25 protein-coding genes, 1 tRNA gene and 1 riboswitch are annotated in these 26,621 nt (G+C 67.1%); of the genes, 19 read left to right on the forward strand and 7 right to left on the reverse strand.

The window, feature by feature from the left end; all coding sequences use genetic code 11:
• Nucleotides 1-72: 72 nt before the first annotated feature.
• A complete protein-coding gene (locus ACZL02_RS11595) occupies nt 73-270 on the forward strand; it encodes a type II toxin-antitoxin system VapB family antitoxin (protein ID WP_472939761.1) in 198 nt (65 codons plus the stop codon).
• The gene (locus ACZL02_RS11600; protein WP_472939762.1) at nt 267-647 is read left to right on the forward strand and encodes a type II toxin-antitoxin system VapC family toxin; all 381 of its coding nucleotides are present in this window, start codon (nt 267-269) and stop codon (nt 645-647) included. The genes ACZL02_RS11595 and ACZL02_RS11600 overlap by 4 nt, the downstream gene beginning before the upstream one ends.
• Here the strand turns inward: ACZL02_RS11600 and ACZL02_RS11605 are convergent.
• Nucleotides 625-1,527 carry a polyprenyl synthetase family protein gene (locus ACZL02_RS11605; RefSeq protein ID WP_472939763.1) on the reverse strand — a complete coding sequence of 301 codons (903 nt, stop codon included), beginning with the start codon at nt 1,525-1,527 and terminating at the stop codon, nt 625-627. The two genes, ACZL02_RS11600 and ACZL02_RS11605, sit on opposite strands and share 23 nt — an antisense overlap.
• Nucleotides 1,528-1,762: 235 nt before the next feature.
• Between ACZL02_RS11605 and ACZL02_RS11610 the strand changes: the two genes are divergently transcribed.
• Entirely contained in the window at nt 1,763-2,467 is a 705-nt protein-coding gene (locus tag ACZL02_RS11610) for a biosynthetic peptidoglycan transglycosylase (RefSeq protein WP_472939764.1), read from the forward strand.
• A 222-nt stretch (nt 2,468-2,689) separates the two neighbouring features.
• Complete coding sequence (rpmF, locus tag ACZL02_RS11615; protein ID WP_472935910.1) at nt 2,690-2,875, forward strand: 50S ribosomal protein L32; 186 nt, start codon at nt 2,690-2,692, stop codon at nt 2,873-2,875.
• A gap of 247 nt (nt 2,876-3,122) precedes the next feature.
• Here the strand turns inward: rpmF and phaR are convergent, their stop codons facing one another.
• The gene (gene phaR / locus ACZL02_RS11620) at nt 3,123-3,707 is read right to left on the reverse strand and encodes a polyhydroxyalkanoate synthesis repressor PhaR (protein WP_472939765.1); all 585 of its coding nucleotides are present in this window, start codon (nt 3,705-3,707) and stop codon (nt 3,123-3,125) included.
• 312 nt (nt 3,708-4,019) lie between these two features.
• Between phaR and ACZL02_RS11625 the strand changes: the two genes are divergently transcribed.
• The 7 genes from ACZL02_RS11625 to ACZL02_RS11655 all read left to right on the forward strand — a co-directional run bounded on the left by ACZL02_RS11625 (nt 4,020) and on the right by ACZL02_RS11655 (nt 12,841).
• Entirely contained in the window at nt 4,020-5,192 is a 1,173-nt protein-coding gene (locus tag ACZL02_RS11625; protein ID WP_472939766.1) for an acetyl-CoA C-acetyltransferase, read from the forward strand.
• A 61-nt stretch (nt 5,193-5,253) separates the two neighbouring features.
• Entirely contained in the window at nt 5,254-5,979 is a 726-nt protein-coding gene (phbB, locus tag ACZL02_RS11630; protein WP_472939767.1) for an acetoacetyl-CoA reductase, read from the forward strand.
• 97 nt (nt 5,980-6,076) lie between these two features.
• On the forward strand, nt 6,077-9,643 hold the full coding sequence (locus ACZL02_RS11635) for a helicase-related protein (protein WP_472939768.1): 3,567 nt from the start codon (nt 6,077-6,079) through the stop codon (nt 9,641-9,643).
• Between the two features lie 6 nt (nt 9,644-9,649).
• Nucleotides 9,650-10,039, forward strand: coding sequence for an RNA-binding S4 domain-containing protein (locus tag ACZL02_RS11640; protein ID WP_472939769.1), 390 nt, complete (start codon nt 9,650-9,652; stop codon nt 10,037-10,039).
• 217 nt (nt 10,040-10,256) lie between these two features.
• Nucleotides 10,257-10,595: a ferredoxin FdxA gene (fdxA, locus tag ACZL02_RS11645; RefSeq protein WP_472939770.1), complete on the forward strand. Its 339-nt coding sequence runs from the start codon at nt 10,257-10,259 to the stop codon at nt 10,593-10,595.
• Nucleotides 10,596-11,053: 458 nt separating this feature from the next.
• Nucleotides 11,054-11,656 carry a CarD family transcriptional regulator gene (locus ACZL02_RS11650; protein ID WP_472939771.1) on the forward strand — a complete coding sequence of 201 codons (603 nt, stop codon included), beginning with the start codon at nt 11,054-11,056 and terminating at the stop codon, nt 11,654-11,656.
• 318 nt (nt 11,657-11,974) lie between these two features.
• Nucleotides 11,975-12,841 carry an RNA polymerase factor sigma-32 gene (locus ACZL02_RS11655; RefSeq protein WP_472935918.1) on the forward strand — a complete coding sequence of 289 codons (867 nt, stop codon included), beginning with the start codon at nt 11,975-11,977 and terminating at the stop codon, nt 12,839-12,841.
• A gap of 66 nt (nt 12,842-12,907) precedes the next feature.
• On the opposite strand, the gene ACZL02_RS11660 is transcribed toward ACZL02_RS11655, so the two are convergent.
• From ACZL02_RS11660 to thiB, 5 genes are all read right to left on the reverse strand, one after another.
• Nucleotides 12,908-13,600 carry a UPF0149 family protein gene (locus ACZL02_RS11660; protein ID WP_472939772.1) on the reverse strand — a complete coding sequence of 231 codons (693 nt, stop codon included), beginning with the start codon at nt 13,598-13,600 and terminating at the stop codon, nt 12,908-12,910.
• A 53-nt stretch (nt 13,601-13,653) separates the two neighbouring features.
• Nucleotides 13,654-15,204, reverse strand: a complete 1,551-nt coding sequence (locus ACZL02_RS11665) for a M48 family metalloprotease (RefSeq protein WP_472939773.1) — start codon at nt 15,202-15,204, stop codon at nt 13,654-13,656.
• Between the two features lie 204 nt (nt 15,205-15,408).
• Nucleotides 15,409-16,131, reverse strand: coding sequence for a thiamine ABC transporter ATP-binding protein (thiQ, locus tag ACZL02_RS11670; protein WP_472939774.1), 723 nt, complete (start codon nt 16,129-16,131; stop codon nt 15,409-15,411).
• A complete protein-coding gene (thiP, locus tag ACZL02_RS11675; RefSeq protein ID WP_472939775.1) occupies nt 16,128-17,783 on the reverse strand; it encodes a thiamine/thiamine pyrophosphate ABC transporter permease in 1,656 nt (551 codons plus the stop codon). The genes thiQ and thiP overlap by 4 nt, the downstream gene beginning before the upstream one ends.
• Nucleotides 17,759-18,745 carry a thiamine ABC transporter substrate binding subunit gene (thiB, locus tag ACZL02_RS11680; RefSeq protein WP_472940069.1) on the reverse strand — a complete coding sequence of 329 codons (987 nt, stop codon included), beginning with the start codon at nt 18,743-18,745 and terminating at the stop codon, nt 17,759-17,761. The genes thiP and thiB overlap by 25 nt, the downstream gene beginning before the upstream one ends.
• Nucleotides 18,746-18,826: 81 nt before the next feature.
• Nucleotides 18,827-18,924: riboswitch (TPP riboswitch) on the reverse strand.
• A 214-nt stretch (nt 18,925-19,138) separates the two neighbouring features.
• Between thiB and ACZL02_RS11685 the strand changes: the two genes are divergently transcribed.
• From ACZL02_RS11685 to ACZL02_RS11720, 8 genes are all read left to right on the forward strand, one after another.
• On the forward strand, nt 19,139-19,801 hold the full coding sequence (locus ACZL02_RS11685; RefSeq protein ID WP_472939776.1) for a thiamine diphosphokinase: 663 nt from the start codon (nt 19,139-19,141) through the stop codon (nt 19,799-19,801).
• 91 nt (nt 19,802-19,892) lie between these two features.
• A tRNA-Arg gene (locus ACZL02_RS11690) sits at nt 19,893-19,969 on the forward strand.
• A 262-nt stretch (nt 19,970-20,231) separates the two neighbouring features.
• Nucleotides 20,232-20,870 (forward strand): aldehyde dehydrogenase iron-sulfur subunit PaoA, encoded by a 639-nt coding sequence (gene paoA, locus ACZL02_RS11695; RefSeq protein WP_472940070.1) that lies wholly within the window; start codon nt 20,232-20,234, stop codon nt 20,868-20,870.
• Nucleotides 20,867-21,817 (forward strand): FAD binding domain-containing protein, encoded by a 951-nt coding sequence (locus tag ACZL02_RS11700; RefSeq protein WP_472939777.1) that lies wholly within the window; start codon nt 20,867-20,869, stop codon nt 21,815-21,817. The genes paoA and ACZL02_RS11700 overlap by 4 nt, the downstream gene beginning before the upstream one ends.
• Nucleotides 21,818-21,820: 3 nt before the next feature.
• On the forward strand, nt 21,821-24,025 hold the full coding sequence (gene paoC, locus ACZL02_RS11705) for an aldehyde oxidoreductase molybdenum-binding subunit PaoC (RefSeq protein ID WP_472939778.1): 2,205 nt from the start codon (nt 21,821-21,823) through the stop codon (nt 24,023-24,025).
• 446 nt (nt 24,026-24,471) lie between these two features.
• Nucleotides 24,472-24,684 carry a cold-shock protein gene (locus tag ACZL02_RS11710; RefSeq protein ID WP_472939779.1) on the forward strand — a complete coding sequence of 71 codons (213 nt, stop codon included), beginning with the start codon at nt 24,472-24,474 and terminating at the stop codon, nt 24,682-24,684.
• A 531-nt stretch (nt 24,685-25,215) separates the two neighbouring features.
• Nucleotides 25,216-25,431 (forward strand): cold-shock protein, encoded by a 216-nt coding sequence (locus tag ACZL02_RS11715; RefSeq protein WP_188853002.1) that lies wholly within the window; start codon nt 25,216-25,218, stop codon nt 25,429-25,431.
• A 451-nt stretch (nt 25,432-25,882) separates the two neighbouring features.
• A complete protein-coding gene (locus ACZL02_RS11720; protein ID WP_472939780.1) occupies nt 25,883-26,614 on the forward strand; it encodes a BA14K family protein in 732 nt (243 codons plus the stop codon).
• Nucleotides 26,615-26,621: the final 7 nt, after the last annotated feature.

The raw sequence follows: 26,621 nt of genomic DNA on the forward strand, positions 1-26,621 counted from the left end.
GCCGACGATCAATCTGCTTGGGAAAACTGCCGTCAGGCCGTAGGCTTCGGCAGGGGTGGAGGAGGCAAGGCCATGCGCATGACCTTTTCGGTGGACGATGAACTTCTGGCGAAGGCCCAGTTCTACACGGGCCTGACCGAAACCGGCGCCCTTCTGGACGAGGCCCTGAAAGCCTTGGTGGCGCGCGAGAGCGCCCGCCGCCTCGCGCTATTGGGCGGAACCGAGCCCGAGGCCGAACCCGCACCGAGGTCGCGCTCCGGCACGCGATGATCCTCGTCGACACATCGATCTGGATCGATCATTTCCGGACAAAGGACGATCATCTCGTCGCCCTGCTGGAGCGGGACTTGGTGCTTGGCCATGCCTTCGTGATCGGCGAGCTTGCGCTCGGGACATTGCGGCAGAGAGCGGTCATTCTCGACGCCCTCGGCAACTTGCCCCCGGCAGGATTGGCTGCCGACGCTGCCGTTCGCGCATTCATCGAACGGCATTCGTTGGCGGGAAGCGGCATCGGATATGTCGATACCCATCTTCTCTGCGCCGCCGAAGCCATAGACGGCGCGCTTCTCTGGACACGCGACAGACGTCTCGATGCGGTCGCCCGCCAGATGGATCGGGCCTACCTCAGCTCTTGCGCTCCGCGATGAACCGCGCTGCCGCCACCAGCACCGCCGCGCGCTCGCCATAGGGCGCGAGCAATTCGCTCGCCTCGGTGACGAGGGCCGCCAGCCGGGCCTCCGTCCAGGCATGGCCATGCAGCGCCGGCAGCGTCTTCTTGCCACGCGCACGGTCCTTGCCGGCGGCCTTGCCGAGGGCGGCAGCGTCGGCGGTCTCGTCGAGCAGGTCGTCCGCGAGCTGGAAGGCGAGGCCGATGGTCTCGCCAAAACGCCGAAGCCGCTCGCGGTCCCCGGGCGACGCTTCCGCCAGCATCGGACCGGCCTCGCAGGCGAAGGTGATGAGCGCGCCGGTCTTCATGGCTTGCATCCGCGAGATCTCGGCCTCGCCGAGATCCTGCTGCTCGGCCGCCAGATCCAGCGCCTGCCCGCCGACCATGCCAGGCGCCCCCGCCTGCCGCGCCAGAGCCCGCACCAGATCCAACCGGCCGGACGCGCCGATCCCCGGCGCGTCCGCGAGAAGGCCGAAAGCCAGCGTCAGCAGCGCGTCGCCGGCGAGGATCGCCGTCGCCTCGTCGAACGCCTTGTGCACCGTCGGCTGGCTGCGGCGGAGATCATCATCGTCCATCGCCGGCAGATCGTCGTGCACCAGGGAATAGCTGTGGATGCACTCGAGCGCGGCGGCCACCGTCACCGCCTCGTCCTGCGCGCGGCCGAAAAGCCGCGCCGTCTCGATCACCAGGAAAGGCCTCAGTCGCTTGCCGCCGTTCAGAACGCCGTGGCGCATGGCGGCGCGCAGCCGCTCCGGCGTGCCGCGCATCAGCGGATGGGCGGCGTTGAGGCAGAGATCGAGCGTCGTCTCCACCGCCAGCGCCGCCGCCCTCAGCCGGTCCTCAAAGGACTGTGTGCTCATCTGACGTCTCCGGCATTCGGCGACCCTTTGCCGGTCGCAAGGGGAGCTTCGAACGGCCCACCATCCCGGTCGGCTTCGCCGATCGTGCTCCGGCCGTCAAGCGCCGGGGACGGCGCGGGAGAAAGCGCGGCGCGGCAACCGTTGCGAGTCGCCGCACGCGCCGATATGACGGAAGGCGATCCCCGTCCGACGGCCGGGCACTTCCGCCCCCCCAAGGCCCACCGGAAAGCCCTCAATGCTGCGACGTGTCCTCGGCCTTCTGATCGTGACGCTGGTCGTGCTGATCGCTTTGCCGATCGCTCTGGTGCCGGTCTACGCCATTCCCGGCATCCGACCCGTCTCGACGCTGATGCTGGGAGACTATCTGATGTTCCGGCCGGTCACCCGCGACTGGGTCGATCTCGAGGATATCGCGCCCGTGCTGGTGCATTCGGTGATGATGTCGGAGGACGGGCAGTACTGCTTCCACGGCGGCGTCGACTGGCGCGAACTGAACGCGGTGATCACCGAGACGCTGGATGGCGAGGAGACCCGGGGCGCCTCCACCATTCCGATGCAGACGGCCAAGAACCTGTTCCTCTGGAACAGCCGCTCCTTCGTGCGCAAGGGGCTGGAAGTGCCGCTGGCAGTCTATGCCGACTTCTTCCTCTCGAAAAAGCGGCTGATCGAGATCTATCTCAACATCGCCGAATGGGGCGATGGCATCTACGGGATCGAGGCCGCCGCCTGGCACTATTTCAACAAGCCGGCCTTCGCCCTCACCGGCCGCGAGGCGGCGCTCCTCGCGGTGACCTTGCCGGCGCCACGCAAGCGCAATCCGGCCAAACCCTCACGGGGCCTTTCGCGGCTGGCGGGCACGATCGCCGCGCGGGCGCAGCGCTCCGGCGACTATGTCGATTGCGTCGCCGTCACGCCGAACAATCGCACCGCAGGCCAGTAATTTTTGCCACCGCCCTTCCCATCCCCCCATGGTTTTGCTATGGGCTGCGGCGAATTCCCGTCATCCCCGAGCCTGATGCGGTCGATATCGATCGCCGGGTTCGCGACGTGAATGCCAGGGATTATCGAAAGGCGTCAGGCGCATCGTGATCGACGGCAGATAACCAATCCATGCGGATAGCCCTCGCGGCCCGTCCGCCCGCTATCCGAACGGAGCAGACCGATGGCCGTACCGAAGAGAAAGACCTCGCCCTCCAAGCGTGGCATGCGTCGTTCGCACGACGCCCTGACCGCCCCGACCTATGTCGAGGACAAGAACTCCGGCGAACTGCGCCGCCCGCACCATGTCGACCTCAAGACCGGCATGTACCGCGGCAAGCAGATCCTGACGATCAAGGGCAACGCCTGATCTGATCGGGTGCCGGATCGCACCCGGGGCCTCAGCGCCGCCGGTTCTATCAGAGCGATATCCAAGGCCGGGCCAAAAGCCCGGCCTTTTTTTGTGCCTGGTCCAAGCCTGAAAGCGGCTACAGCCCGGTCTCCCTGGCGGTGTCTCAGACGCGGGCGGGGCGCGCCCCTTCTACAGGTCGCCCCATCGGAAACCCCGCGCGCGGGACCGAATGCTTCGCACCGGCCCCGCCCTTGCGATAGGGCGCTCAGGCCTTGGTCGCGGCCATCGCCTCGATCCGCTGCTGCATCTCGTCAAGCTGGCGGCGCATGTCGGAGAGGTCTTCGGGCGCGGCGGCCGGCGCCGGCACCGGGCGATCATCGGCCGGTGCCATGGCGTTGGCGATGAACGGGTTGAACATGGTCATCGCCTGCCGGAACATCTCGGTGTTGCGGCGCACCTGTGATTCCATCAGCTTCATCGGGTTCTGGCCGGCGAGGCCGCCCGGCTTGTCGCGAAAACCCTCCTGCTCGCGCGAGAAAGCCGCCATCGTCTGCTCGAGATAGCCGGGAATCACCGTCTGCATCTGGTCGCCGTAGAATCGGATCAGCTGGCGCAGGAAGGCGATCGGCATCATGTTCTGGCCAACCTTGTTTTCCTGCTCGAAGATGATCTGGGTCAAGACGGAATGCGTGATGTCCTCGCCGCTCTTGGCGTCCTGCACCACGAACTCCTCGTTGCCCTTCACCATCGCGGCGAGATTCTCGAGCGTCACGTAAGTGCTGGTGCCGGTGTTGTAGAGCCGCCGGTTGGCGTATTTCTTGATGACGGTGGTTTCCGCTGACTTGGCCATGGGTGTTTTCCTCTCCCCGCGCCGCACACTGCCTGTCGGTCTCAAGGCCGACTTCCGGCGTATTGCGTTGCGCCATCGAAAGCATTCCACAAAAAAGCCTATCTTCCAAATATTTCCCGCATTGCACGCAGACTTGGCTGCGGCGCGGTCTTGCCTAACTCTTGAGCAGCAATACCCGACGGGATAAGGGCCGCGCGGCACGCTGTCGAAGCCGTTTGACAGTGCCGAACCCGGTCTGCGAAACTCGCCGTAAAGGCCGTGGGTACCGCAGATTGCGGAGCTTGCTGAGCGCCGCCACGGAAGGAAAACGCCATGTCCGTCGTCATCGTGGGCGCAGCCCGCACCCCGGTCGGGTCGTTCAACGGCGCGTTTGCCGACGTCCCCGCACACCAGCTCGGCGCTGCGGTGATCCGCGAGGCGCTGGCCCGCGCAAAGGTCGATCCGAGCGAGGTGGACGAGGTGGTGATGGGCCAGATCCTCTCGGCCGGCGAGGGCCAGAATCCGGCGCGGCAGGCGGCGATGGCGGCCGGCATCCCGAAGGAAGCGACAGCCTGGGGCCTCAACCAGCTCTGCGGCTCCGGCCTTCGCGCCGTCGCCATCGGCATGCAGCAGATCTCGATGGGCGATGCGAAGATCGTCGTCGCCGGCGGCCAGGAGTCCATGTCGATGGCCCCGCACGCCGCGCACCTGCGCGCCGGCCAGAAAATGGGGGACATGAAGCTCGTCGACACAATGCTGAAGGACGGCCTGATCGACGCCTTTCAGGGCTACCACATGGGCGTTACCGCCGAAAACGTCGCCCGCCAGTTCCAGATCACCCGCGAGATGCAGGACGAGTTCGCCGTCGCCTCGCAGAACAAGGCCGAGGCCGCCCAGGCCGCCGGCCGCTTTCGCGACGAGATCGTCGCCTTCACCGTCAAGGGCCGCAAGGGCGACACGGTGGTGTCCGAGGATGAGTACATCAAAGCCGGCACGACCCTCGACAAGGTGCAGAAGCTCCGCCCGGCCTTCGACAAGGAGGGCACGGTCACCGCGGCAAACGCCTCCGGCATCAACGACGGCGCGGCGGCGACCGTCCTGATGAGCGAGGAGGAGGCGGCGCGGCGCGGGCTGACGCCGCTGGTGCGGATCGCCTCCTGGGCCACCGCGGGCGTCGATCCCGCCGTCATGGGCACCGGGCCGATCCCGGCCTCGCGCAAGGCGCTGGAAAAGGCCGGCTGGTCGGTCGCGGACCTCGATCTCGTCGAGGCGAACGAGGCTTTTGCGGCGCAGGCCTGCGCCGTCAACCGCGAGCTCGGCTGGGATCCCGCCATTGTCAACGTCAACGGCGGCGCCATCGCCATCGGCCACCCGATCGGGGCTTCCGGCGCGCGGGTGCTGAACACGCTGATCCACGAGATGATCCGCCGGGATGCCCGCAAGGGCCTCGCCACCCTCTGCATCGGCGGCGGCATGGGCGTCGCCATGTGCCTCGAGCGAATGTAGGTAAGAGCCGGACAGGACAGAGGCGGCAGCAAGCCGTCCTTGCAGCGGTGGGAGGAACGGCATGGGCAGAGTAGCGGTCGTCACGGGCGGCACGCGCGGTATCGGCGCGGCGATATCGAAGGCCCTGAAGGCCGAGGGCTATCAGGTGGTGGCGGTCTATGCCGGCAACGACGCGGCGGCCGAGGCCTTCACCGCCGCCAACCACATTCCGGCGCGAAAATGGGATGTTGGCGATTTCGATGCCTGCACGGCGAACCTTGCCGCCATCGAGGCCGAGCTCGGCCCGGTGGAGATTCTCGTCAACAATGCCGGCATCACCCGTGATGCGATGTTCCACAAGATGACGCTGGCGCAGTGGCAGGCGGTGATCTCGACCAACCTCAACGGCCTTTTCAACATGACCCGGCCGGTCTGGGAGGGCATGCGCGAGCGCGGGTTCGGGCGGATCATCAGCATCTCCTCGATCAACGGGCAGAAGGGCCAGATGGGCCAGGCCAACTACTCCGCCGCCAAGGCGGGCGACATTGGCTTTGCCAAGGCGCTGGCGCAGGAGGGCGCCCGCAAGGGCATCACCGTCAACACCATCTGCCCCGGCTACATCGCCACCGACATGATGGCGACGATCTCCGACGACGTCATGCAGCGGCAGATCCTGCCGCAGATCCCGGTCGGCCGCCTCGGCGAGCCCGAAGAGATCGCCCGCTGCGTCGTCTTCCTCGCCTCGGACGCCGCCGGCTTCATCACCGGCTCCACCATTTCCGCCAACGGCGGGCAGTATCTGGCGTAAGCCGTTAAACTCGGCCTAAGCTCGTGCCGTCGGCATTCGGACCTGGCTGTGGTCCGGATACCCTTTCATCCCACGGCGACGAACCCAGATAGACCTGATGAACCGCAGCCAGACCGAGACGATCCGATTCGACGGGACCAACGTCACCGCCGTCCTCGGCCCCACCAACACCGGCAAGACCTTTCTCGCCATCGAGCGGATGGTCGCGCACTCGTCCGGCGTCATCGGGCTGCCGTTGCGCCTCCTGGCGCGCGAGGTCTACCAGAAGGTTTGCGACCGGGTCGGCGTCAGCCAAGTGGCCCTGATCACCGGCGAGGAGAAGATCCGGCCGCCCAAGGCCCGCTTCCACATCTGCACGGTCGAGGCGATGCCCCGCAAGACCGACGCCGCCTTCGTCGCCATCGACGAGGTGCAGCTTGCCGCCGATCTCGAGCGCGGCCACGTCTTCACCGACCGCATCCTTCACTGCCGAGGCCGTGAGGAAACGCTGCTGCTCGGCGCCTCCACCATGCGCGGCGTCCTCGAGAAGCTCCTGAAGGGCGTTCAGACCGTCACCCGGCCGCGCATGTCGAACCTTGTCTATGCCGGCTCGAAGAAGACCACCCGGCTGCCGCGCCGCTCGGCCATCGTCGCCTTCTCGGCCGACGAGGTCTATGCCGTCGCCGAGCTGATCCGCCGCCAGCGCGGCGGCGCGGCGGTGGTGATGGGAGCGCTCTCGCCCCGCACCCGCAACGCCCAGGTCGAGCTCTACCAGTCCGGCGACGTCGACTTTCTCGTGGCCACCGACGCCATCGGCATGGGCCTCAACCTCGACGTCGACCACGTCGCCTTCGCGCAGGATTGGAAGTTCGACGGTTTCCAGTACCGCCAGCTGACGCCCGCCGAGCTCGGCCAGATCGCCGGACGCGCGGGGCGCCATCTCCGCGACGGGACGTTCGGCGTCACGGGCCGCGTCGATCCGTTCCCGCAGGAGCTGGTCGAATCACTGGAATCGCATGCGTTTGCACCCGTCCGCGTGCTGCAGTGGCGCTCGCCGGACATGGATTTCCGCTCCATCGACGCGCTGAAGGCGAGCCTCGACCGGCTGCCGCCGGTGCCCGAACTCACCCGTTCGCTGCGCTCGGTCGACCAGGAGGCGCTGGAATTCCTGTCGCGATCACCGGAGATTGTCGACCGCGCGACCAACGCGAAAAGCGTCGAGTTGCTGTGGGAAGCCTGCAAGCTGCCGGACTACCGGCGCATCGCGCCGGCCCAGCACGCGGAGATTATCGCCAGCGTCTACCAGGACTTGGTCTCCAACGGCCACATCTCGGAAGACTACATGGCGACCCAGGTGATCCGGGCCGACCGGACCGAAGGCGACATCGACACGCTGTCGCGGCGGATCGCCGAAATCCGCACCTGGACCTATATTTCCCACCGGCCGGGTTGGCTTGCCGATCCGTCACACTGGCAGGAAAAGACACGTGCCATCGAGGACCGTCTGTCGGACGCCTTGCACGACAGGTTGACGAAACGCTTCGTAGACCGCAGGACAAGCGTCTTGATGAAGCGGCTGAGAGAGAACGCAGTCATGGAAGCTGAAATCGGCGGCGACGGCAAGGTGCTCGTGGAGGGCCACCATGTCGGCGAACTGCAGGGGTTCAGGTTCACGCCGGACGTCAAGGCCGATGGGCCGGACGCCAAGGCCGTGCGTGCCGCAGCCCAGAAAGCACTCGCCAGCGAGTTCGAAAACCGCGCGGAGCGTTTTGGCAATTCGCCGAACGGAGATCTTGCGCTGGGTTCCGACGCGCTGCTGCGCTGGCTCGGCGCGCCGGTCGCCTCGCTGACCCAAGGCGACGACCCGCTGCAGCCGCGCGTCGTGCTGCTGGCCGACGAGCAGCTGACCGGCCCGATGCGTGACAAGGTCGCCGCGCGTGCCGAGCGCTACGTGACCTATCAGGTCTCCACCGTGCTGAAGCCGCTGGTCGAGTTGAAGACCGCCGAGGGCCTCGAAGGCGCGGCGCGCGGCATCGCCTACCGGCTCTGCGAGAATTTCGGCCTTATCCAGCGCCGCGACGTCGCCGAAGAGGTTCGCGCGCTCGATCAGGATGCGCGCGCGGCGCTCCGCCGCTACGGCGTGCGCTTCGGCGCCTACCACATCTTCATTCCCGCGCTGGTGAAGCCGGCCCCGGCCAATCTTCTGACGCTGCTCTGGGCGATCGCCCATGACGGCCGCGACAAGCCGGGCTTCGGCGACGTCACTCACCTTCTGTCGACCGGGCGCACCTCGGCGCTGCCCAATCCCGAGTTCGATCCGGTCTTCTACGGACTGGCCGGCTACCGACTGCTCGGCCGCCGCGCCGTTCGCATCGACATCCTCGAGCGGCTCGCCGACCTGATCCGCCCGGCGCTGTCCTGGAAGCCCGGCAACGGCAAGCGTCCCGAGGGCGGCTATAACGGCGCCCAGTTCCTGGTGACGCCGGCGATGATGTCGATTCTCGGCGCCACCGCCGACGATATGGACGAGATCCTGCGCGGCCTCGGCTATCGCCCGCAGGGTGTCGACGCCAAGCAGGTCGAGGACGCGCTGGCGAAGTACGACATCGAGGCGATGACGCCCTCGCCGGCGGTGCAGCCGTCCGAGCCCGCTCCCGAAGCTGCTGCGGTAGGCGACAGCACGCCGCCGGGCGAAGCCGTCACACCGGCGCCGTTCGAGGCCGACCGCATGCCGGCCCCGATCGCGGCGGAAACCGCGTCTGCCGAGGATGCCGAGATCGGCGAAGGCGACGACGTCGTCACTAGCATTGCCATCGCCAACGAGGACGAGAACGAGACGCCCGCCGAGTTCGCTGAAGGCGAGGCGGTCATCCTGCAGCGCGACGAGAACGCCGCGATGACGGCGGAAAGCGATACCGCCACCGCCGAGGACGTCGCCGGTGACGCCACCGCCGCGAACGGCGATCCGCTGCCGCTTGACGTCGTGTTCGGCGAGGCGGAGGCGCCGCGGCCGGACGAGGCTGACGGAGTCGGCGGGACTGGCGAAGCCGGCGAAGCCGGCGAGACTGGCGAGACTGGCGAGACTGGCGAGGCCGAGGGCGTCGCTGATGACGCCGATACGGTCGAGATCCGCCACATCGCACCTGCCAGCGCTAACGAAACGTCCGACGTGGCTTCTACCGAGGATCGCCCTGCTGCCGAAAAGACGGCGGATGCGCCGAAGGCGTCCGAGGGCAAGGCCGAGGAGCCGAAGCTCGTGCAGGTCTGGCGTCCTCAGCGCCAAGAAGCGCGCGGCGGCCCGCGCGACAACGCCCGTTCGGGCCGCAACCGTCCGAACCGCGACGGTCAGGCGCGCACCGCCGCGACTGGCGACGGCGCGGCGACGGGTGATGCCGTCGCGGCACCGTCCGGAGAACGTGGCCCCCGGCCAGGCCGCAACGATGGCCAGAGCCGCTCGCAGCGGTTCGCCAAGGCCGGCGAGGCGGCAGGCAATGCCCGTCCGCCGCGCAGCGGTGGCAAGCCAGGCGAGGGCCGCAACGAGCGCAACGACCGACCCGGTCGCGACCAGCGGAGCGACAGCAAGCCGGCCCCCCGCTTCGACAAGGCCCCTGCCCCGCCTGCCAAGCTCGATCCCGACTCGCCCTTCGCCAAGCTCGCCGCTTTGCGTGACAAGTTGGGAAAGTAAGGCCGCGTGCCGGGCACGGAACAGCGGATCGACAAGTGGCTGTTCTTCGCGCGCGTCTGCAAATCCCGCAGCTTGGCGCAAAAACTCACGCAGTCCGGCGCCGTCCGGATCAACCGTGAGAAGACCACGAGCGCTGCCAAGCTCGTTCGTCCTGGCGATGTGCTCACTGTCAGCCTCGGGGGCGGCGTCAAGGTTCTGAAGATCCTCGATCCCGGCGAGCGCCGGGGCCCGGCACCGGAAGCTCAGACGCTCTACGAGGATCTGACGCCGCCACCGGTGAAGCCGGAGACTGCAGCCGAGGCCGCCGCAGCGATCGGCTATCAGCCAAGCGACCGGCCACCGAACAAGCGCGAACGCCGGGCGCTCGATCGTCTCCAATGGAACGACGGCGACTGACGGGGCTGGCGCGCCGCGGGGATTCGGCAGACGGTGACGGAAAAAAGCGTTCCGGTCTGCGGCCTGCCCGCGACATGCTTTACCCTTGCCAGTCTGATGCCGAGCCGCTACGTCCCGGGATCAGAACGACACCAGCCTCAGCGAGCGCTGCGCCGTTCGCTTCATCCCATTCGCGTCGCGCCGGTCGGGGCCGCTCGAAGATCGCCGAGGATCCGTTATGACCTATGTCGTGACCGACAACTGCATCAAGTGCAAGTTCATGGACTGCGTCGAAGTCTGTCCGGTGGACTGCTTCTACGAGGGCGACAACATGCTCGTCATTCATCCGGACGAGTGCATCGATTGCGGCGTCTGCGAGCCGGAATGCCCGGCCGAGGCGATCAAGCCGGATACCGAACCGGGTCTCGACAAGTGGCTGAAGGTCAACGCCGAGTACGCCGAGCAGTGGCCGAACATCACCATCAAGCGTGACGCGCCGGCTGATGCCGCTGAATTCGACGGGCAGACGGGCAAGTTCGAAAAATATTTCTCGCCGGAGCGCGGCCAAGGCGACTGACAAGCGCTTGCCCTTCTTGATGGATTTCCGCTAAGCGACGCCCCCGAAGCGGCGTCGCTAAGCTGGACCCGGGACGGCGTAAGGCGTAGCCTAATCCCGACTATTTTAATTGCCAGCTATGCAACGGACGTGGCGCGGGTGCGAGCGGATTGTTCTGTCCCCTGCCCAGCCTTGAATTTTGGCGCGCAATAGGGTAGTATTCTCGCAACAGTCGAGCGAAAACCTGCATCCAGGTCGATCTCCCGCTCTTGGTAGTTCCGGAAGGACGCTTTCATCCCAGTTTCGGTCATGACGCCCCGTCTTGCGATGGGCCGCCGTTCCCTGACTGGAATGCCGCCGTCGACGGTCTGCTGCTGTTGCTTTCCGCCTTGGAGAGCGCGTCGAAATCGGCGGTGCTTCGCACCGTCATTGTGTTAGCGGCTGTCGTGGCCGGGCACAACAGGGAGTTTTGAAAGCGTATGACCATCCCGAAGAAGACCTCCCAGCGCCAAGGTTTCAAGACAGGCGAGAGCATCGTTTATCCCGCGCACGGCGTCGGTCAGATCGTCGCGATCGAAGAGCAGTTCGTTGCCGGCATGACGCTGGAACTGTTCGTGATCGACTTCGAGAAGGACAAGATGCGCCTGAAGGTACCGGTCGCCAAGGCCGAAGCCGTTGGCATGCGCAAGCTCTCCGAGACCGATTTCGTCGAGCGCGCGCTGAAGGTCGTACAGGGCCGGGCCCGGGTCAAGAAGACCATGTGGAGCCGCCGTGCGCAGGAATACGACGCGAAGATCAACTCCGGCGACCTGATCCAGATCGCCGAGGTCGTTCGTGATCTCTACCGCGCCGATAGCCAGCCGGAGCAGTCCTATTCCGAGCGCCAGCTCTACGAGGCCGCCCTCGGCCGGATGGCACGCGAGCTCGCGGCAGTGAACGAGGTCTCCGAGACCGAGGCCGTGCAGCTGATCGAAGTGAACCTCAACAAGGGCCCGAAGCGCACCGCCAAGGCCGATGAGGAGACGGAAGCCGACGCGGACGCCGACACCGAAGAGGCGGCGGTCGAAGTGCAGGCCGCCTGATCCGGCAATCGCTGGCTCAGGCTGGTAAAGACCTCCTGTCAAAACCGGCTGCGACCCCGTCGTGGCCGGTTTTTCTTTGACCGGATCGCTTCATGCGATTGCAAGACGCTTGCGGCGGGGCCTCCCCAGGCCGGGGCCTCCACTCTCCCGCTGGGCAGTCTCCCTTGTCGAAGCCGAAGACGGCGCTACCTCAACTCTTAAAGTTTAACCTTTCAGGAACGTTTGCTGCCGCGTGCCGTTTGAAGATGGCTCGGTGCGCGGAACTTCTGTCGGCCGCCTCTCCGGGCCCAAGCGCATTTGCTACTGGAGGGTAATCCCATGAAGTCCCAGTCCGCAGGCCGTACGATGATCCGGGCCGCCATGGCAGCGCCCTACCTCCTGCGCGAGGAGGAATACGAGCTCGCCGTGAAGTGGAAAGAGCACAGCGACCAGGATGCACTTCACAAGATCACATCGGCCCATATGCGGCTGGTGATCTCGATGGCGTCGAAGTTCCGACATTTCGGCCTGTCGATGAACGATCTCATTCAGGAGGGGCATGTCGGTCTGCTCGAGGCAGCCGCGCGTTTCGAGCCGGAGCGCGAGGTGCGTTTCTCCACCTACGCCACCTGGTGGATCCGCGCCTCGATCCAAGACTACATCCTCAGGAACTGGTCGATCGTCCGCGGCGGCACGTCCTCGGCTCAGAAGGCGCTGTTCTTCAATCTGCGCCGTCTACGGGCCCGTCTCAGCCAAGGCTCCGAGAGCCTGACCGGGACCGCGATGTACCGCGAAATCGCGACCGCGCTGAAGGTCTCCGAAAGCGACGTCGCGCTGATGGACTCGCGTCTTTCCGGGCCGGACTCCTCGCTCAACGCGCCGCTGATGGAAGACGATTCCGGCAGTTCCGACCGTCAGGATTTCCTGGTCGCGAAGGAGCCGTTGCCGGACGAGATGGTTTCGACGTCGATCGACGACGAGCGCCGCGTGACGTGGCTGAAGAGCGCGCTCGATGTTCTCAGCGAGCGCGAGCTGAAGATCATCCGCGAGCGTCGCCTGCAGGACGATGGTGCAACGCTGGAAGCACTCGGCACCAAGCTCGGCATCTCCAAGGAACGCGTCCGTCAGATCGAGACGCGCGCACTGGAAAAGCTCAGGACCGCCCTCCTGCAGACCAATCCGGATCAGGCAGCCTACGTCAGCTGATCGACCAGAATTACCGCCCAGTTCGATGAAGAAACGGCCGCCGCAAGGCGGCCTTTTCTTATCCGATCAGGCGGCCGCGTTCACGCCGCAGCATTTCTTGTACTTGCGGCCCGAGCCGCAGGGACAGGGATCGTTCCGCCCGATCTTCACGACCTGAACCGGCCTCTGGACTGGATCGGGCCGGAAAGCCATCCGCCAGTCGAACAGTGTCTCCGTCCAGACGGCGAGTAGGTCCGGTGCCTCCGCAACCAGAGCTGCATCCGCTTCGGACAGCGGCGCCTCGAGGTCAGGTCGCATGGCCAGGCGGGCCAGCGACAGCATGCCGTTGAAGGCCTCGATGGCTTTCTCGTCTCCGGTACCGGTGATCGCGCCCCAGCTGTCCATCCGGACCTGCATCGCCTCGGCAAAGCCGGTCACCCATGGCTCCCAGATGACGTCGTCGGTCTCGTCCTCGAGATAGAAGACCGGCGCATATTCCTCTTCGGCGGCACGAAGGCCGAGCGAGGTCAGCCGATAATGCTCGAGTATCCGCCGGGACAAGGCATCCGCGCTGGCATCCGACACCAGCTGCGTGGTGCCATCGTCGGCGACGTCGCGCCAGAGCAGGCCAAGCCATTCCTCCGGAGGGATCTCGACGGGACAGACGAGAATGCCCGCGATGAAGCCGTCGATCTCGCCGAGCGTCATCGCATCGCTTTCCTCGGGCAGCGCCTTGAGCGCGTCCTCAAGGGCTTCCAGTCGGCGCGGAAGTGTTTCCATCGCTCGTGTCTCCGGCGCTGATGGGTGGATCTGGAACGAGGCCGAAGGCTGGCCTACTCGGCGATGATCTTGTATTTCGCCCCGGCCTTCACTGCATCGGTCGGCTCGAAGTCGTTCAGCAGCCGGAACATGTCCGGCTTGCGGTCGATGCCGTCCATCCGGTTCGACAGCGAATCCACCGTGTCGCCGGCGCGGGCCGTGACGATGCGGATGCGCAGCGGCTTCAGCTGGGTCTTCTCCGCCTCGGTCAGCAGGCGAAACGACCCGGCGACGCCGGCCGCAATCTGCCCGACGCTGGCGTCCGAGGCGGTCGGCAGCGCGGTGAGGAAGCGATAGACCTGCCCCTCGACGCGGATGACCGTGACGTCGAAGACGTATTCGCCACCGGAAGCCCGGGCCGAAACCGCCTCGAGATTGCCGATCCGCTCCTGCTTGATGCTCGACGGGTCGAGCCCGCCGATCCAGCCGCTGGTGATGTAGTCGGTGAGGCTCGAGGACCGCGGCAGCGCGACGCCGTCGAAGCGGATGGCGGTGTCGCCGGGGCCGGTCGCCAGCACCGCCTCGGCGGTGTTGTCGATGACGAAGCCGTTCGGCACGGCAAAGGTGATGCCGAGGCCCGGATGGTAGAACTGCCGCCCGCGCACATAGCCCTCGACGGCCGAGTCGCCGAACAGCATGCCCTCGATGCCGGCAAGGTAGCGATCGCGGTCGATCGATCCGGTGCCCGGCGGACCGAACTCGCGGGCATGCCGGTCCGCCAGCTCCATGCGCTGCGGCGCTGCCGGGTGGGTGGCGAGGAAGTCGAGATTGGGGTTCTCGGCCTGGAACGCATTGCGGAAGTGCGAGTAGGAATCCATCGCCTTCAGGAAGCGCTCGGCGGCATAGGCGTCGTAGCCCGCACGGCCGGTCTGCTTGATGCCGATGGCGTCGGCCTCGAGTTCCTGGTTGCGCGAGAAGCTGGCGAGGTTGAGCCGGCCCCGCGCGAGCGCCGCCCGCCCGGCCGAATCGCTTTCGAGCACTTCCGAGACGACGCGCCCGGCGAGCTCAGCTGCCGCCTCGCGGCGCTGGCGCTCGATGCCGTGGTTCAGCGTGACGTGGCCCATCTCGTGCGCCAGAACCGCGGCGACTTCCGCCGAATCGTTGGCGAGCGCGAGCAGGCCGCGGGTGACGTAGAGATAGCCGCCCGGCAGCGCGAAGGCGTTGACGTTGGGCGAGTTGAGGACCGTGATGCGGTAGGCGCGGTTCGGATCGTCGGTGACGGCACTGAGCCGTCCGACGATAGTCGCCAGGGTCTGCTCTAGCTCGGGGTCGGAATAGGCCCCGCCATAGGCCGCCAGGATTTTCGGGTGCTGCGAGCGACCGATCGACGCCTGCGGATCACCCTTCTGCAGGTTCTCGAAGGTCACAGGCTCGCGCGCCGGGCCCGGCAGATAGCCGGTCTGGGCCGGCGTCGCGCCGCTGGCGACATCCTCGAGGCTCTTGTTGATGCTCTGGCAGGCGCCGAGCAGCAGCGCGGCACCGAGGAGACCAGCCACACGAAGGCCTTGCCGAACCGCGAGCGGTCGGTTTGGGGCCCGTCCTGAGCTGAACACCTGCGCCGTCATTTCCTGCCTGATCCCCGATCTGTCCACATCCGCCGGCACCGTGCCGCGCCGAAACCGGACGGGTTGCGCACATGCTCTACGCGTACGGCAACGCAGTGCGAAAGAGCAAGCCGAGCACACGAAACGCATTTTTCGCCCGCACGGTGTTTCGAGAGCAAAACACATGGTGCCCTAACCAGTGAATCCGCCTGAAATGCGGTCCGGTCAGGCCGGCGGGCGACCGAGATAGGCCGAAAGCCCGGCATGGCCTTTGGCTGCGAGAATCTTCCCGGTCGCACCGATCGCCGCAATGCGGCCGTCCTCGAGGAAGGCCATCCGGTCGGCATGGTCCCGCGCATCCTCCGGCTGGTGGGTCACCATGACCACGCTGATCGGCCGCGGGCTGCGGCGGCGCAGATCCTGCAGCAGTTCCAGCATCTCGCGGCGCAGCGCGGGGCCGAGCGCCGCGAAGGGCTCGTCGAGCAGCAGCAGCGGCCGCTCCCGCAGGAAGGCCCGCGCCAGGGCGACCCGCTGGCGCTCGCCGCCCGACAGCTCCGCGGGGCGACGGTGCGCGAGGCCGGCAAGCCCGACCGCACCGAGCGATTCCTCGACCGACTGCCGCTCGGCCGCGGTGAGCCGGAGCGAGGGCGACAGGCCGAGCGCGACGTTCCGGAACACGTCGAGATGGGCAAACAGGTTGTTCTCCTGGAAGACGAAGCTCAGCGACCGGTCGCCCGGCGCATCGGCGGTGACGTCCCGTCCGGCGATCTCCACCCGGCCCGCATCCGGTGCGAGGAAGCCCGCGGCAAGATCCAGCAGCGTCGACTTGCCGGCGCCGCTCGGGCCGATGATCGCCAGCCACTCGCCGGTCTCGACCGCAAGGTCGAACGCCATGCGCCGGTCTTCGTATCGGTGGGTGACGCCGTCGAGGCGGAGCGCATGGGTCATGTCGACCTCCGGAAGCCACGCTCGGCAATCGCCATCAAGGTGAGGCTGAGCGCGCCGAGGATCAGCGCGATGCCGGCTGCATCGGTGCTGCGGTAGCTGCCCATGCGCTGGTGCAGGAGCAGCGGCAAGGTGACGAAATCCTGGTTGCCGAAGAGGGCGGCAACGCCGAGATCGCCGAGCGAAAGCGCCAGCGCAAAGGCGAAGCCGAGACCGAGGGCGCCCCGCACCGCCGGCCACTCGACATATCGCCACCGCGACCAGCCGGTCATCGCGAGACTGGCCGCGAGGCGGTCGTGCCGCGCCGCCGACGACGCGAGCGCCGGCCCGGCAATCCGCATGACGAAGGGCATGGCCATCACCGCATTGGTCAGCACCACCATCACCGGCGCCAGGGCGAAGACGTCGGTCGCCTGCCGCAGCACCAGGAACCAGCCGGCACCGAGCACGATCGGCGGGATCACCAGCACCAGGCTGCCGGACAGGTCGAACACGCCCCGCAGCGATCGCAGCGGTCCCTTCTCGTGGGTGAGGCTCGATGCGCCGAACAGCAGCGCCAGCGACAGGACGAGGCTGAGCGTCGCCGCGGCAAACCCGACGGCAAGGCTCGTCGCCAGCGCGCGCTGCAGCAGCGGCTCGCCGGCAAGGCGGAAGAGATCGGCGCCAAGGCCCTTGACCAGCAGGGCGATGAACGGCGCAGCGATGAAGCCGAGGCCGAGGAGAATGACCAGGATGCCGGCAGCGCGCTGCAGAGCCGTCTGCCGGTCGAAGCGGACCGCCTTGCGGCCGAGCGTCACGCCGGCGTCGAGATGTCCGCCGAGGCGCAGCACCGCGGCGAGCACGAGGCCGGTCAGCGTGATCTGCACGAGGGCCAGGAGCACCGCGCGGCCGGGATCGAAATCATAGCGCAGCGACTGGAAGATCGCGACCTCGAGCGTCGTGCCGCCCGGCCCTCCTCCCAGCACCAGCACCAGGGTAAAGCTCGTGATGCAGAGCATGAAGACAAGGCTCGCCGCCCCCGGCAGCGCCGCGCGCACCGCCGGCCATTCGACCAGCCTGAACACCGCCATCGGTCCGAGCGACAGCTGCCCCGCGAGCTTCCAGCTCTCGGCCGGCACGCCGTCGAGCGCGGCGAAGATCAGCCGCGCCGCCAGCGGCAGGTTGAAGAAGACGTGGGCGAGGAGGATGCCGGAGAGGCCGTAGACGTCGAGACGCTGCTGCCCGATCGCGGCGAGCCCGTCCGACACCACGCCGCCCCTGCCCCAGACCGCGATGATGCCGAGCGCGCCGACCAGCACCGGCAGCGCCTGCGGCAGCAGGAACAGCCGCAGCACCAGCGCCCGCCCGGGAAAACGGAAGCGGTGAAGGGCGATCGCCAGCGGCACCGCCCCGGCAACCGACAGGGCCGCCGACAGCAGCGCCTGCTGCAAGGTGAAGAGGACGACGCCCTGCAGATAGCCGTCGCGCGCCAGCGCCGGCACGTCCGGAAAGGCGCCGGCAAAACCGAGCAGAGCAGCGAACGGGCCGGCGACGAAGAGCGCGAGGAAGCCTAGGCCGGCGAGGCCTGCGGCAAGCTTCCCGTGCCGGTTGGCGGCAAGCTTCCCGCGCCGTCCGGCGGCAAGGCCCGGGCTCAGCGGCCGATCGCCTTCAGCCACTCGTCGGTCCAGGCCTTGCGGTTGGCCGCGACGTCCTCCGCCGGCACCGCGAGCGGCCGTGCCGGCTGCACCAGTCTCGCAAACTCCGGCGGCAGCGGCTTCGACGGCGCGATCACCGGCAGCGACCAGTTGGTGGTGGGGATCACGTCCTGGAAGGCGGGGGTGAGGATGAAGTCGAGGAAGGCTTTCGCCAGTTCCGGCTGCTTCGAACCCTTCAGCCGGCCGGCCAGCTCCACCTGCAGATAGTGGCCTTCGGCAAAGCTCGCCGCCTGGTAGCGCTCCACCTTCTCCTCGATCATGTGGTAGGCCGGCGACGTCGTATAGCTGAGGACGATCGGCGCCTCGCCCTGCGTGAACAGGCCATAGGCCTCGCTCCAGCCGGGCGTCACGGTCAGGATCCGCTTCGACAGCGTCTGCCATTTCGCCGCGGCGCCCTCGCCATAGACCGCCTTCATCCAGAGCAGCAGGCCGAGGCCCGGCGTCGAGGTGCGGGCATCCTCGATGACGATCTTCTCGTCAGGGTCGCCGTTGATGAGGTCGTCGAAACTCTTCGGCGGGTTCTTCACCGTCTCGGTATCGTAGATGAAGGCGAGGTAGCTGTAGTCGAACGGCACGAACACCTTGTCGTCGAAGCCGCCCGGCACCGTCAGCGCGGCGAGATCGACGCCGCTGTCGGCGAAGAGACCGGTCGCCTTCATCTCCGGCACCATTTCGGCGGTCATGCCGAGCGCGACGTCGGCCTTGGTGCCCGCACCCTCGAGCTTCAGCCGGTTGAGGATCTCGACGCCGTCGCCAAGCCCGACCCATTGCAGGTCGCAGCCGCAGGTCTTCTCGAAGGCCGCCTCGATCTTCGGGCCCGGACCCCATTCCGGGAAGAAGCTCTCATAGGTGTAGACGGTGAGCACCGGCTTGGCGTCCGCGGCAAGGGCCGGCAGAGCGGAGGCGGCGACAAGCGCCAGCATGGAGGCGAGGGAGGCAAGACGCACGGCGTTTCCTTCGACAGGGCGGCCGTCTCGCGGATCGACTGGGTGCGCTTCCGCGCGTTGCGCGGACGCCCTCATCCCTCCGCCGGTACGAGCCGGATCAGGTTCGGCGGGTTGGCGAAAAGCCTCTCAGCCCGAAGGCACCCCGTGTGAGCGAGGCCAGCATAGCCGGCTCTGCGGCCAAGGCAAGATGCCGGCGACGCTGCAGGTCATCCGGCGCCGAAAAGACGCAGCCGCACCTGGCAGCCGCAGTCTTTTCGGCGCCACGGGGCCGGCGCTGCGGCACCGCACGCCAGGGCGCGTCGCCGCCAGTGATCGATGCCTGGCGATCGACGGTTGCCCCTCCGCTCGCCGGCCGCTACAGCCGCGGGCATGAGCCGCTTCACCATCCTTCTCGCGGGCCCGATCCGGCCGACCGGAGACCTCTGCCGCGCCGTTGCGGCGACGCGCATCATCGCCGCCGACCGCGGCATGATGCATGCTGCGGCGCTCGGTGTCGTGCCGGAGCTCTGGGTCGGCGACTTCGATTCGGTCGATCCGGCGCTCAATGCCCGCCATGCCGAGACCCCGCGCGAGACCTTTCCGCGCGACAAGGACCGGACCGACGGCGAACTGGCGATCGACACCGCCATCGCGCGCGGCGCCACCGACCTCCTGCTGGTCGGCGCCTGCGGCGGCCCGAGGACCGACCACGCCTTCATGCACCTGGTGCTGGCGCTGCGCTATGCCGCGCGCGGGCTCGGCGTGACGCTCGCCGACGGCAACGAGACCGCCGTGCCGCTCGCCCCCGGCGCGCAAGAGTTCGACCTCGCGCCCGGCACCACCTTCTCCATCCTCAAATTCTCCGATCTCGCCGGCCTGACCATCGAAGGCGCGCGCTGGCCGCTGGAGAACGTCGCCGTGCCGTTCCACTCGATCCTCACCCAGTCGAACGAGGCGGCGGGCCCGGTGACGGTCACGCTTGGGAGCGGAACCGCGGTCATGCTGGTGCAAGCCCCCGGCGGCGACGCCCGCCCCGCCACCGAGCGCATCTAGCCGGCCAAAAACCCCGGAACACGACCCGTCGCCCGATACCACTGATGGGGCTTGGCCCCGACGCCCTTTTTCGACTAGGGTGCGCCTGAATGGTCCCGTAGCTCAGCAGGATAGAGCATCAGATTCCTAATCTGAGGGTCACTGGTTCAAATCCAGTCGGGATCACCAACCAACTCCCGATATAAGCGTCGCAGCACGGCTTCACGCCGTCCTTACCGCCGCATCGCCGGCACCCGCCGATAACCCGCCCCCCCCTGAACTTCACTTCCCCGAAGCGTGACCGGCCGTGAGGCAACACGAGGGGGTCGCTTTCGTTGATCGTTCATGCCGCCTCTTAGAATGGCTCCAGGTTCGTGATCCCCGTTGGGGTGAACGAGCCAGGGACACATTGGGCGGCACAGCATTTGGATGATCACGGATTGGACGTATGATGCAGAAATCCTGCAGCTTTGAACTGAACCGCCGCGAAGTGATGGCGGGAACGGCGGCGACGGCGGCGGTGAGCGCGTTGCCCGCCAGCGCCCGCGCCGACGAGACGGCAGCGGCGGGCGTGCCGGTGGTGTCCAAAATTTCCTTCACGGTCAACGGCGAGGCGCGATCGCTCGACCTCGATCTGCGGACGACGCTGCTGGACGCACTGCGCGAGCATCTGCACCTGACCGGGACGAAGAAAGGCTGCGACCACGGCCAGTGCGGCGCCTGCACGGTGATCGTCGAGGGCAGGCGGATGAATTCCTGCCTGTCGCTCGCCGTCATGCACGAGGGTGAGGAGATCACCACGATCGAGGGTCTCGGCCAGCCGGACAATCTGCACCCGATGCAGGCGGCTTTCGTCAAGCACGACGGCTACCAGTGCGGCTATTGCACGCCGGGCCAAATCTGCTCGGCGGTCAGCGTCATCGAGGAGGTGAAGGCCGGCATTCCGAGCCATGTCAGCGCCGATCTCAACGCCGCCCCGGAGATGACGGCTACCGAAATGCGCGAGCGCATGAGCGGCAATCTCTGCCGCTGCGGCGCCTATTCCAACATCGTCGACGCGATGACCGAGGTTGCGGGAGTGCCGGCATGAAATCCTTCACCTACGAGCGCGCCGCCTCGCCGCAAGCTGCCGCCGCCTCGGCGGCGAGGACACCCGGCGCTAAATTCATCGCCGGGGGCACCAACCTCCTCGACCTGATGAAGCTGCAGATCGAGACGCCGGCGCATCTGGTGGACGTCAATGGCCTCGGGCTCGACACGATCGAGGCGACGGCCGAGGGCGGCCTTCGGGTCGGAGCGCTCGTGCGCAACACCGATCTTGCCGCCGACGCCCGCGTGCGCCGCGACTATGGCGTCCTGTCCCGCGCTCTGCTGGCGGGCGCCTCCGGCCAGCTGCGCAACCGCGCGACGACGGCCGGCAATCTCCTGCAGCGCACGCGCTGCCCGTATTTCTACGACACCGCCCAGCCCTGCAACAAGCGCCAGCCCGGCTCCGGCTGCTCGGCGCTCGAAGGCTTCTCGCGCCAGCTGGGCGTCGTCGGTGTCAGCGATGCCTGCATCGCCACCAACCCGAGCGACATGAACGTCGCGCTGCGGGTGCTCGACGCCGTGGTGGAGACAGTCAGACCCGACGGCGCGGAGCGCCAGATCCCGATGGCCGACTTCCACCGCCTGCCCGGCGATACGCCGGAGGTCGAGACCGTCCTCCAGCCCGGCGAACTCATCACCGCGGTGACGCTGCCGGCGCCGATCGGTGGCACGCAGGTCTACCGCAAGGTACGTGACCGCGCCTCCTACGCCTTCGCCCTCATCTCCGTCGCCGCCGTGGTGCAGCCGGATGGCAGCGGACGCGTCGCCGTCGGGGGCGTCGCGCCGAAACCCTGGCGGGTCGAAGCCGCCGAGGCCGAGATGTCACGCGGCACGAAGGCCGTCACCGAAAAGCTGCTGGCCGACGCCCGGCCGACCGAGGAGAACGCCTTCAAGCTGTCGCTGGTCGAGCGGACGCTCGGGGCCGTGCTCTCCGATGCGAGGAACTGAGCCATGAAGTTCGACACGCCTGCCACCACCAACCCGATCGACCGGATGAAGGTCGTCGGCCAGCCAATCGACCGGATCGACGGCCGTCACAAGACCACGGGCACCGCGCCCTATGCCTTCGAGCGCCATGACGCGATCGACAATCCCGCCTACGGCCACATCCTCGGGGCGACGATCGCCAAGGGGCGGATCACCGCGATGGATACGGCTGCCGCCCGCCGCGCACCCGGCGTGATCGCCATCGTCACGGCCGAAAACGCCGGCACGCTCGGCAAGGGCAAGATGAACATCGCCAAGCTGCTCGGCGGCCCGTCTGTCGACCACTACCATCAGGCGATCGCCATGGTGGTCGCCGAGACGTTCGAGCAGGCGCGGGCTGCCGCGCACCTCATCGATGTCACCTATGCCGAGGAGCAAGGCAGCTTCGATCTCGCCGCGGTTCACAAGGAGGGCGTCAAGCCGGAGGGCGAGGAGAAGGATCCCGACGCCAGCGTCGGCGATTTCGACGCGGCTTTCGCCGCCGCGGAGACCAAGCTGGAAGAGACCTACACCACGCCCGACCAGGCGCATGCGATGATCGAGCCGCATGCCTCGATGGCGGTCTGGGACGGCGACGACGTCACTGTCTGGACCTCGAACCAGATGATCGACTGGGCCGTCGGCGACATCGCGCTGACGCTCGGCGTCGACAAGGAGCGGGTGCGGGTGATCTCGCCCTTCATCGGCGGCGGCTTCGGCGGCAAGCTGTTCGTGCGGTCCGATGCCGTGTTGGCCGCCCTCGGCGCGAAGGCCGCCAAGCGTGCCGTCAAGGTCGCGCTGACCCGGCCGATGGTGTTCAACAACACCACGCACCGTCCGGCGACGATCCAGCGCATCCGCATCGGCGCTGGCCGCGACGGCAAGATCACGGCGATCGCCCACGAGGCCTGGTCGGGCAACCTGCCCGACGGCAAGCCCGAAATGGCGGCGGCGCAGACCCGGCTGCTCTATGCCGGCGCACACCGGCACATGCGCACGCGCCTGTCGCACCTGGATCTTCCCGAGGGCAACGCGATGCGGGCCCCGGGCGAGGCACCAGGCCTGATGGCGCTGGAGATCGCCATTGACGAGATGGCCGAGAAGCTCGGCATGGACCCGATCGACTTCCGCGCCCTCAACGACACGCAGGTCGACCCGGAGAACCCGGAGCGGCGGTTCTCGCAGCGCCAGCTCGTCGAGTGCCTGAGGACCGGTGCCGAGCGTTTCGGCTGGTCCAAGCGCAACCCGTCGCCGGGAGCGGTCCGCGACGGCCGCTGGCTGGTCGGTCATGGCGTTTCCGCCGGCTTCCGCGACAGCCCGGGCATGACCTCCGGGGCCCGCGTGCGGCTCGGACGGGACGGTGTCGTGACCGTCGAGACCGACATGACCGACATCGGCACCGGCAGCTACACCATCATCGCCCAGACAGCGGCGGAGATGATGGGCGTTTCGGTCGACCGGGTGGCGGTCAATCTCGGTGATTCGAGTTTTCCGGCTGCGGCAGGGTCCGGCGGACAGTGGGGTGCGAACTCGTCTACCGCTGGCGTCTACGCCGCTTGCGTCAAGTTGCGCGAGGCGGTGACGGCCAAGCTCGGTGTCGACGCAGCCGATGCGGTGTTCGAGGACGGGCGCGTCCGGTCGGGCGGCCGCGACATCGCCTTGACCGATGCCGCGCGGGACGGCGACATCGTCGCCGAGGACAAGATCGAGTTCGGCGATCTCGGCGAGAAATTCCAGCAGTCGACCTTCGCCGGCCATTTCGTCGAGCTCGGCGTCGATGTCGCCACGGCCGAGGTGCGGGTCCGCCGGATGCTGGCCGTCTGCGCCGCCGGCCGCATCCTCAACCCGAAAACCGCCCGCAGCCAGGTCATCGGCGCGATGACGATGGGCGTCGGTGGGGCGCTGATGGAGGAACTTGCCGTCGACACGCGCCGCGGTTTCTTCGTCAACCATGATCTCGCGGGCTACGAGGTGCCGGTGCACGCCGACATCCCGCACCAGGAGGTGATCTTCCTCGACGAGACCGACCCGACGACATCGCCGATGAAGGCGAAGGGCGTCGGCGAACTCGGCCTCTGCGGCGTCGGCGCGGCGATCGCCAACGCGATCTACAACGCCACGGGCGTCAGGGTGCGCGACTATCCCGTCACGCTCGACAAGCTGATCGACCGTTTGCCTGAGGTCGCTTAGTCGACGAGAAGACCTAGAGCTGAAGGATCGGGCGGCGCGGGGAAACCCGGTGCCGCCCGAACTGCGTCTGGCACGATGGGCGGAGCAGACCTGTCCCAGAATGACGCAGCGCACCATAGCCGGCAATCATCCTACTCTTGCGAAGCGCCGGAGTGCCTGCCATATCAAGAACGTTCGGGCATTTGCTGACCCGGAGAACTGGTGAGACGTTTTAAGGCCGCGGGTCTCCCCGTGGAAATGCTGCAGTAGTTCGAGCCGGGCCTTTGCTGGCTCCTCGATCTCCAGCGACATCAGCGACTTCGACCCTTTCGCCGACACGACGTAAACTTCCGACATCACCGGCGCCTTCCCTCGGGACGGCGTCACCTCCATCGGAAGCCGTGCGCCGACGCCCGCCTTCCGGATCGATCGGGACTTCGTCGATCGTCAGTGAAAAGGGTACTGTCATGAGCCAGACCGGCACCGTGAAATTCTTCAATTCCTCCAAGGGCTTCGGCTTCGTCACGCCGGATGGCGGCGCGAAGGACGTGTTCCTGCACGTGACCGCGCTCGAGCGCGCCGGCATGTCCTCGATCGAGGACGGCGCGAAGATCACCTTCGACGTCGAGCCCGATACCCGCGGCAAGGGCCCGAAGGCCGTCAACGTCCAGCGCGCCTGAGCCAAGCAGCAAACCCGCCGGACAAGTTCGGCGGGCGGTGCGGACAGATCAGAGGGCTCGCCGGAAGGCGGGCCCTTTCTGCGTCGTGGCACCGGCACGCGGTCGCATTTACGCAGGAAGGCATAGTATTCGGGCCGGCCGCACAGCCGAACCTCGCTCGCCCTCCCCGCCGTTATCGACCAGAATAGTTGTCCGGCAAAACAAATTCGAACGACGTCAGTATCACCGCGCGTTCATGGCCCTGCAAATTTGTAAATTTTGCAAACAAACATCCAGCTACAGTTGAGGAGGCTGGGCGCGAGGTCGGCCCAAAACTTTTACTTGCATTCATACCCCGTACCTTGCAAAAAAAGCAGGTTGGGGCAACTTCGTGAACACAGCGACTGAACGAATGTCGGGTCGGAGGCTTTAACCTCCGAGTAGGTGGCCGGGACGGGCGCCTGCGATGTATCGCTTCTCTTCCTTGCCGTTCGAGACTTGCCTGCGACAGCTGACGTGGCGCAGCGAACCGCCAAGGAACAGGGATTGGCAATGGCACAGACTGGCACCGTGAAGTTCTTCAATACCGAGAAAGGCTTCGGCTTCATCAAGCCCGACAATGGCGGGGCCGACATCTTCGTCCACATTTCCGCCGTCCAGGCCTCCGGCCTCAATGGCCTCGTCGAGAACCAGAAGGTCTCCTACGAGACCGAGCCGGACAAGCGCGGCAAGGGCCCGAAAGCGGTGAACCTCGAAGCCGCCGACTGAGGCGATCTTCGGCTCAGACGAGCGAACGCCGTCCTGCCCGAACGCCGACCATGGAAGGCAGGCCGGGAGGCTTTGGATCAGCCACGCAATCGCCTGGGTGCTGCGGCGGCCGGACGGCTTCGCTGCCTGGCATGCCGAAGGACACGCGGGACTGGCGGGACGGGCGGGGCGTCGCAGTCTAGCCTGCGGCGGCCTTGGCATATCCCCGCCAGAAATCGACGTTCGGGCCGGCACGATCGACGTCCGGCCGAACGCCTGCGGGGACACGCCGCCGCTGCGGTGTACGTTTCCAACGTCCGCGTTAGCGCATTTCCCCCAAGAACAGGCCCACCGCCCGCACTTTCCTGTGCTTGAAGTGCTCTGTGAACCATTCTGAAACGATTTCGTCTGGCACGCGGAATGCAGCACGTCACACATCACCCTTCAACGGGTTTCAATGTGGGACACAGCCATGCGCACCACCTGCCTCGCCCTTGCCGCCCTGACGCTCGCCAGCAGCGCCGCGGCTGCGGCCGAAAGGAGCTACGGCTTCATCGACATCGCCAGCAATGGCAGCGTTAGGGAGTCGCTTTCCTCTGCTCGGTCGGGCCGGGGCGTTGCGGTCTCCGGCCAAAGCCGTCACGACCGGGACGCGGAAAACGATCGGAACCGCTGGGATCGCCGCGAGGGCACCGCGCGCGCGGACCGACGTCTCGAGGCCCGCGGCTCCATCATCTATGTCGGCCGCGCCATCGATCCGGCCGATCGCCCCTACATCCCCTCGCTCGATGATGTCGCCTATGGCGGGTCGGGCACCTATGAATACGACTATGACCGCTCGTCCGGCTATGGTGGCTATGGCGACGGCGGCAGCGCTGCGGCGGCGCCGCGGTTTCCGTCGGGACCGAAGATCATCGACATCGAGACGGAGCGGCTCGACCGGCGCCCTGTCGGCGGCAACGGGATCGAGGTCATTTCGAAGGGCGGGCCGAAGATCATCCGCATCGCGCCCGGCTATTCCCGTTCCGGCCGGCGGGAGGCGAGCGCGGAGACCAAGTCCCAGACGCCTGCGACCGGCTATCTGCAGCCGTGGTCGGAGGCCTGGACGCGCTACTGCATCAACACCTTCGCCAGCTTCAACCCGGAACTCGGGACCTATCTCGACACCGCCGGCCGGAGCCGCTTCTGCACCGCCGGCGAATAGGCGCTTC

It is taken from the genome of Mesocryomonas fontinalis, assembly GCF_055730125.2.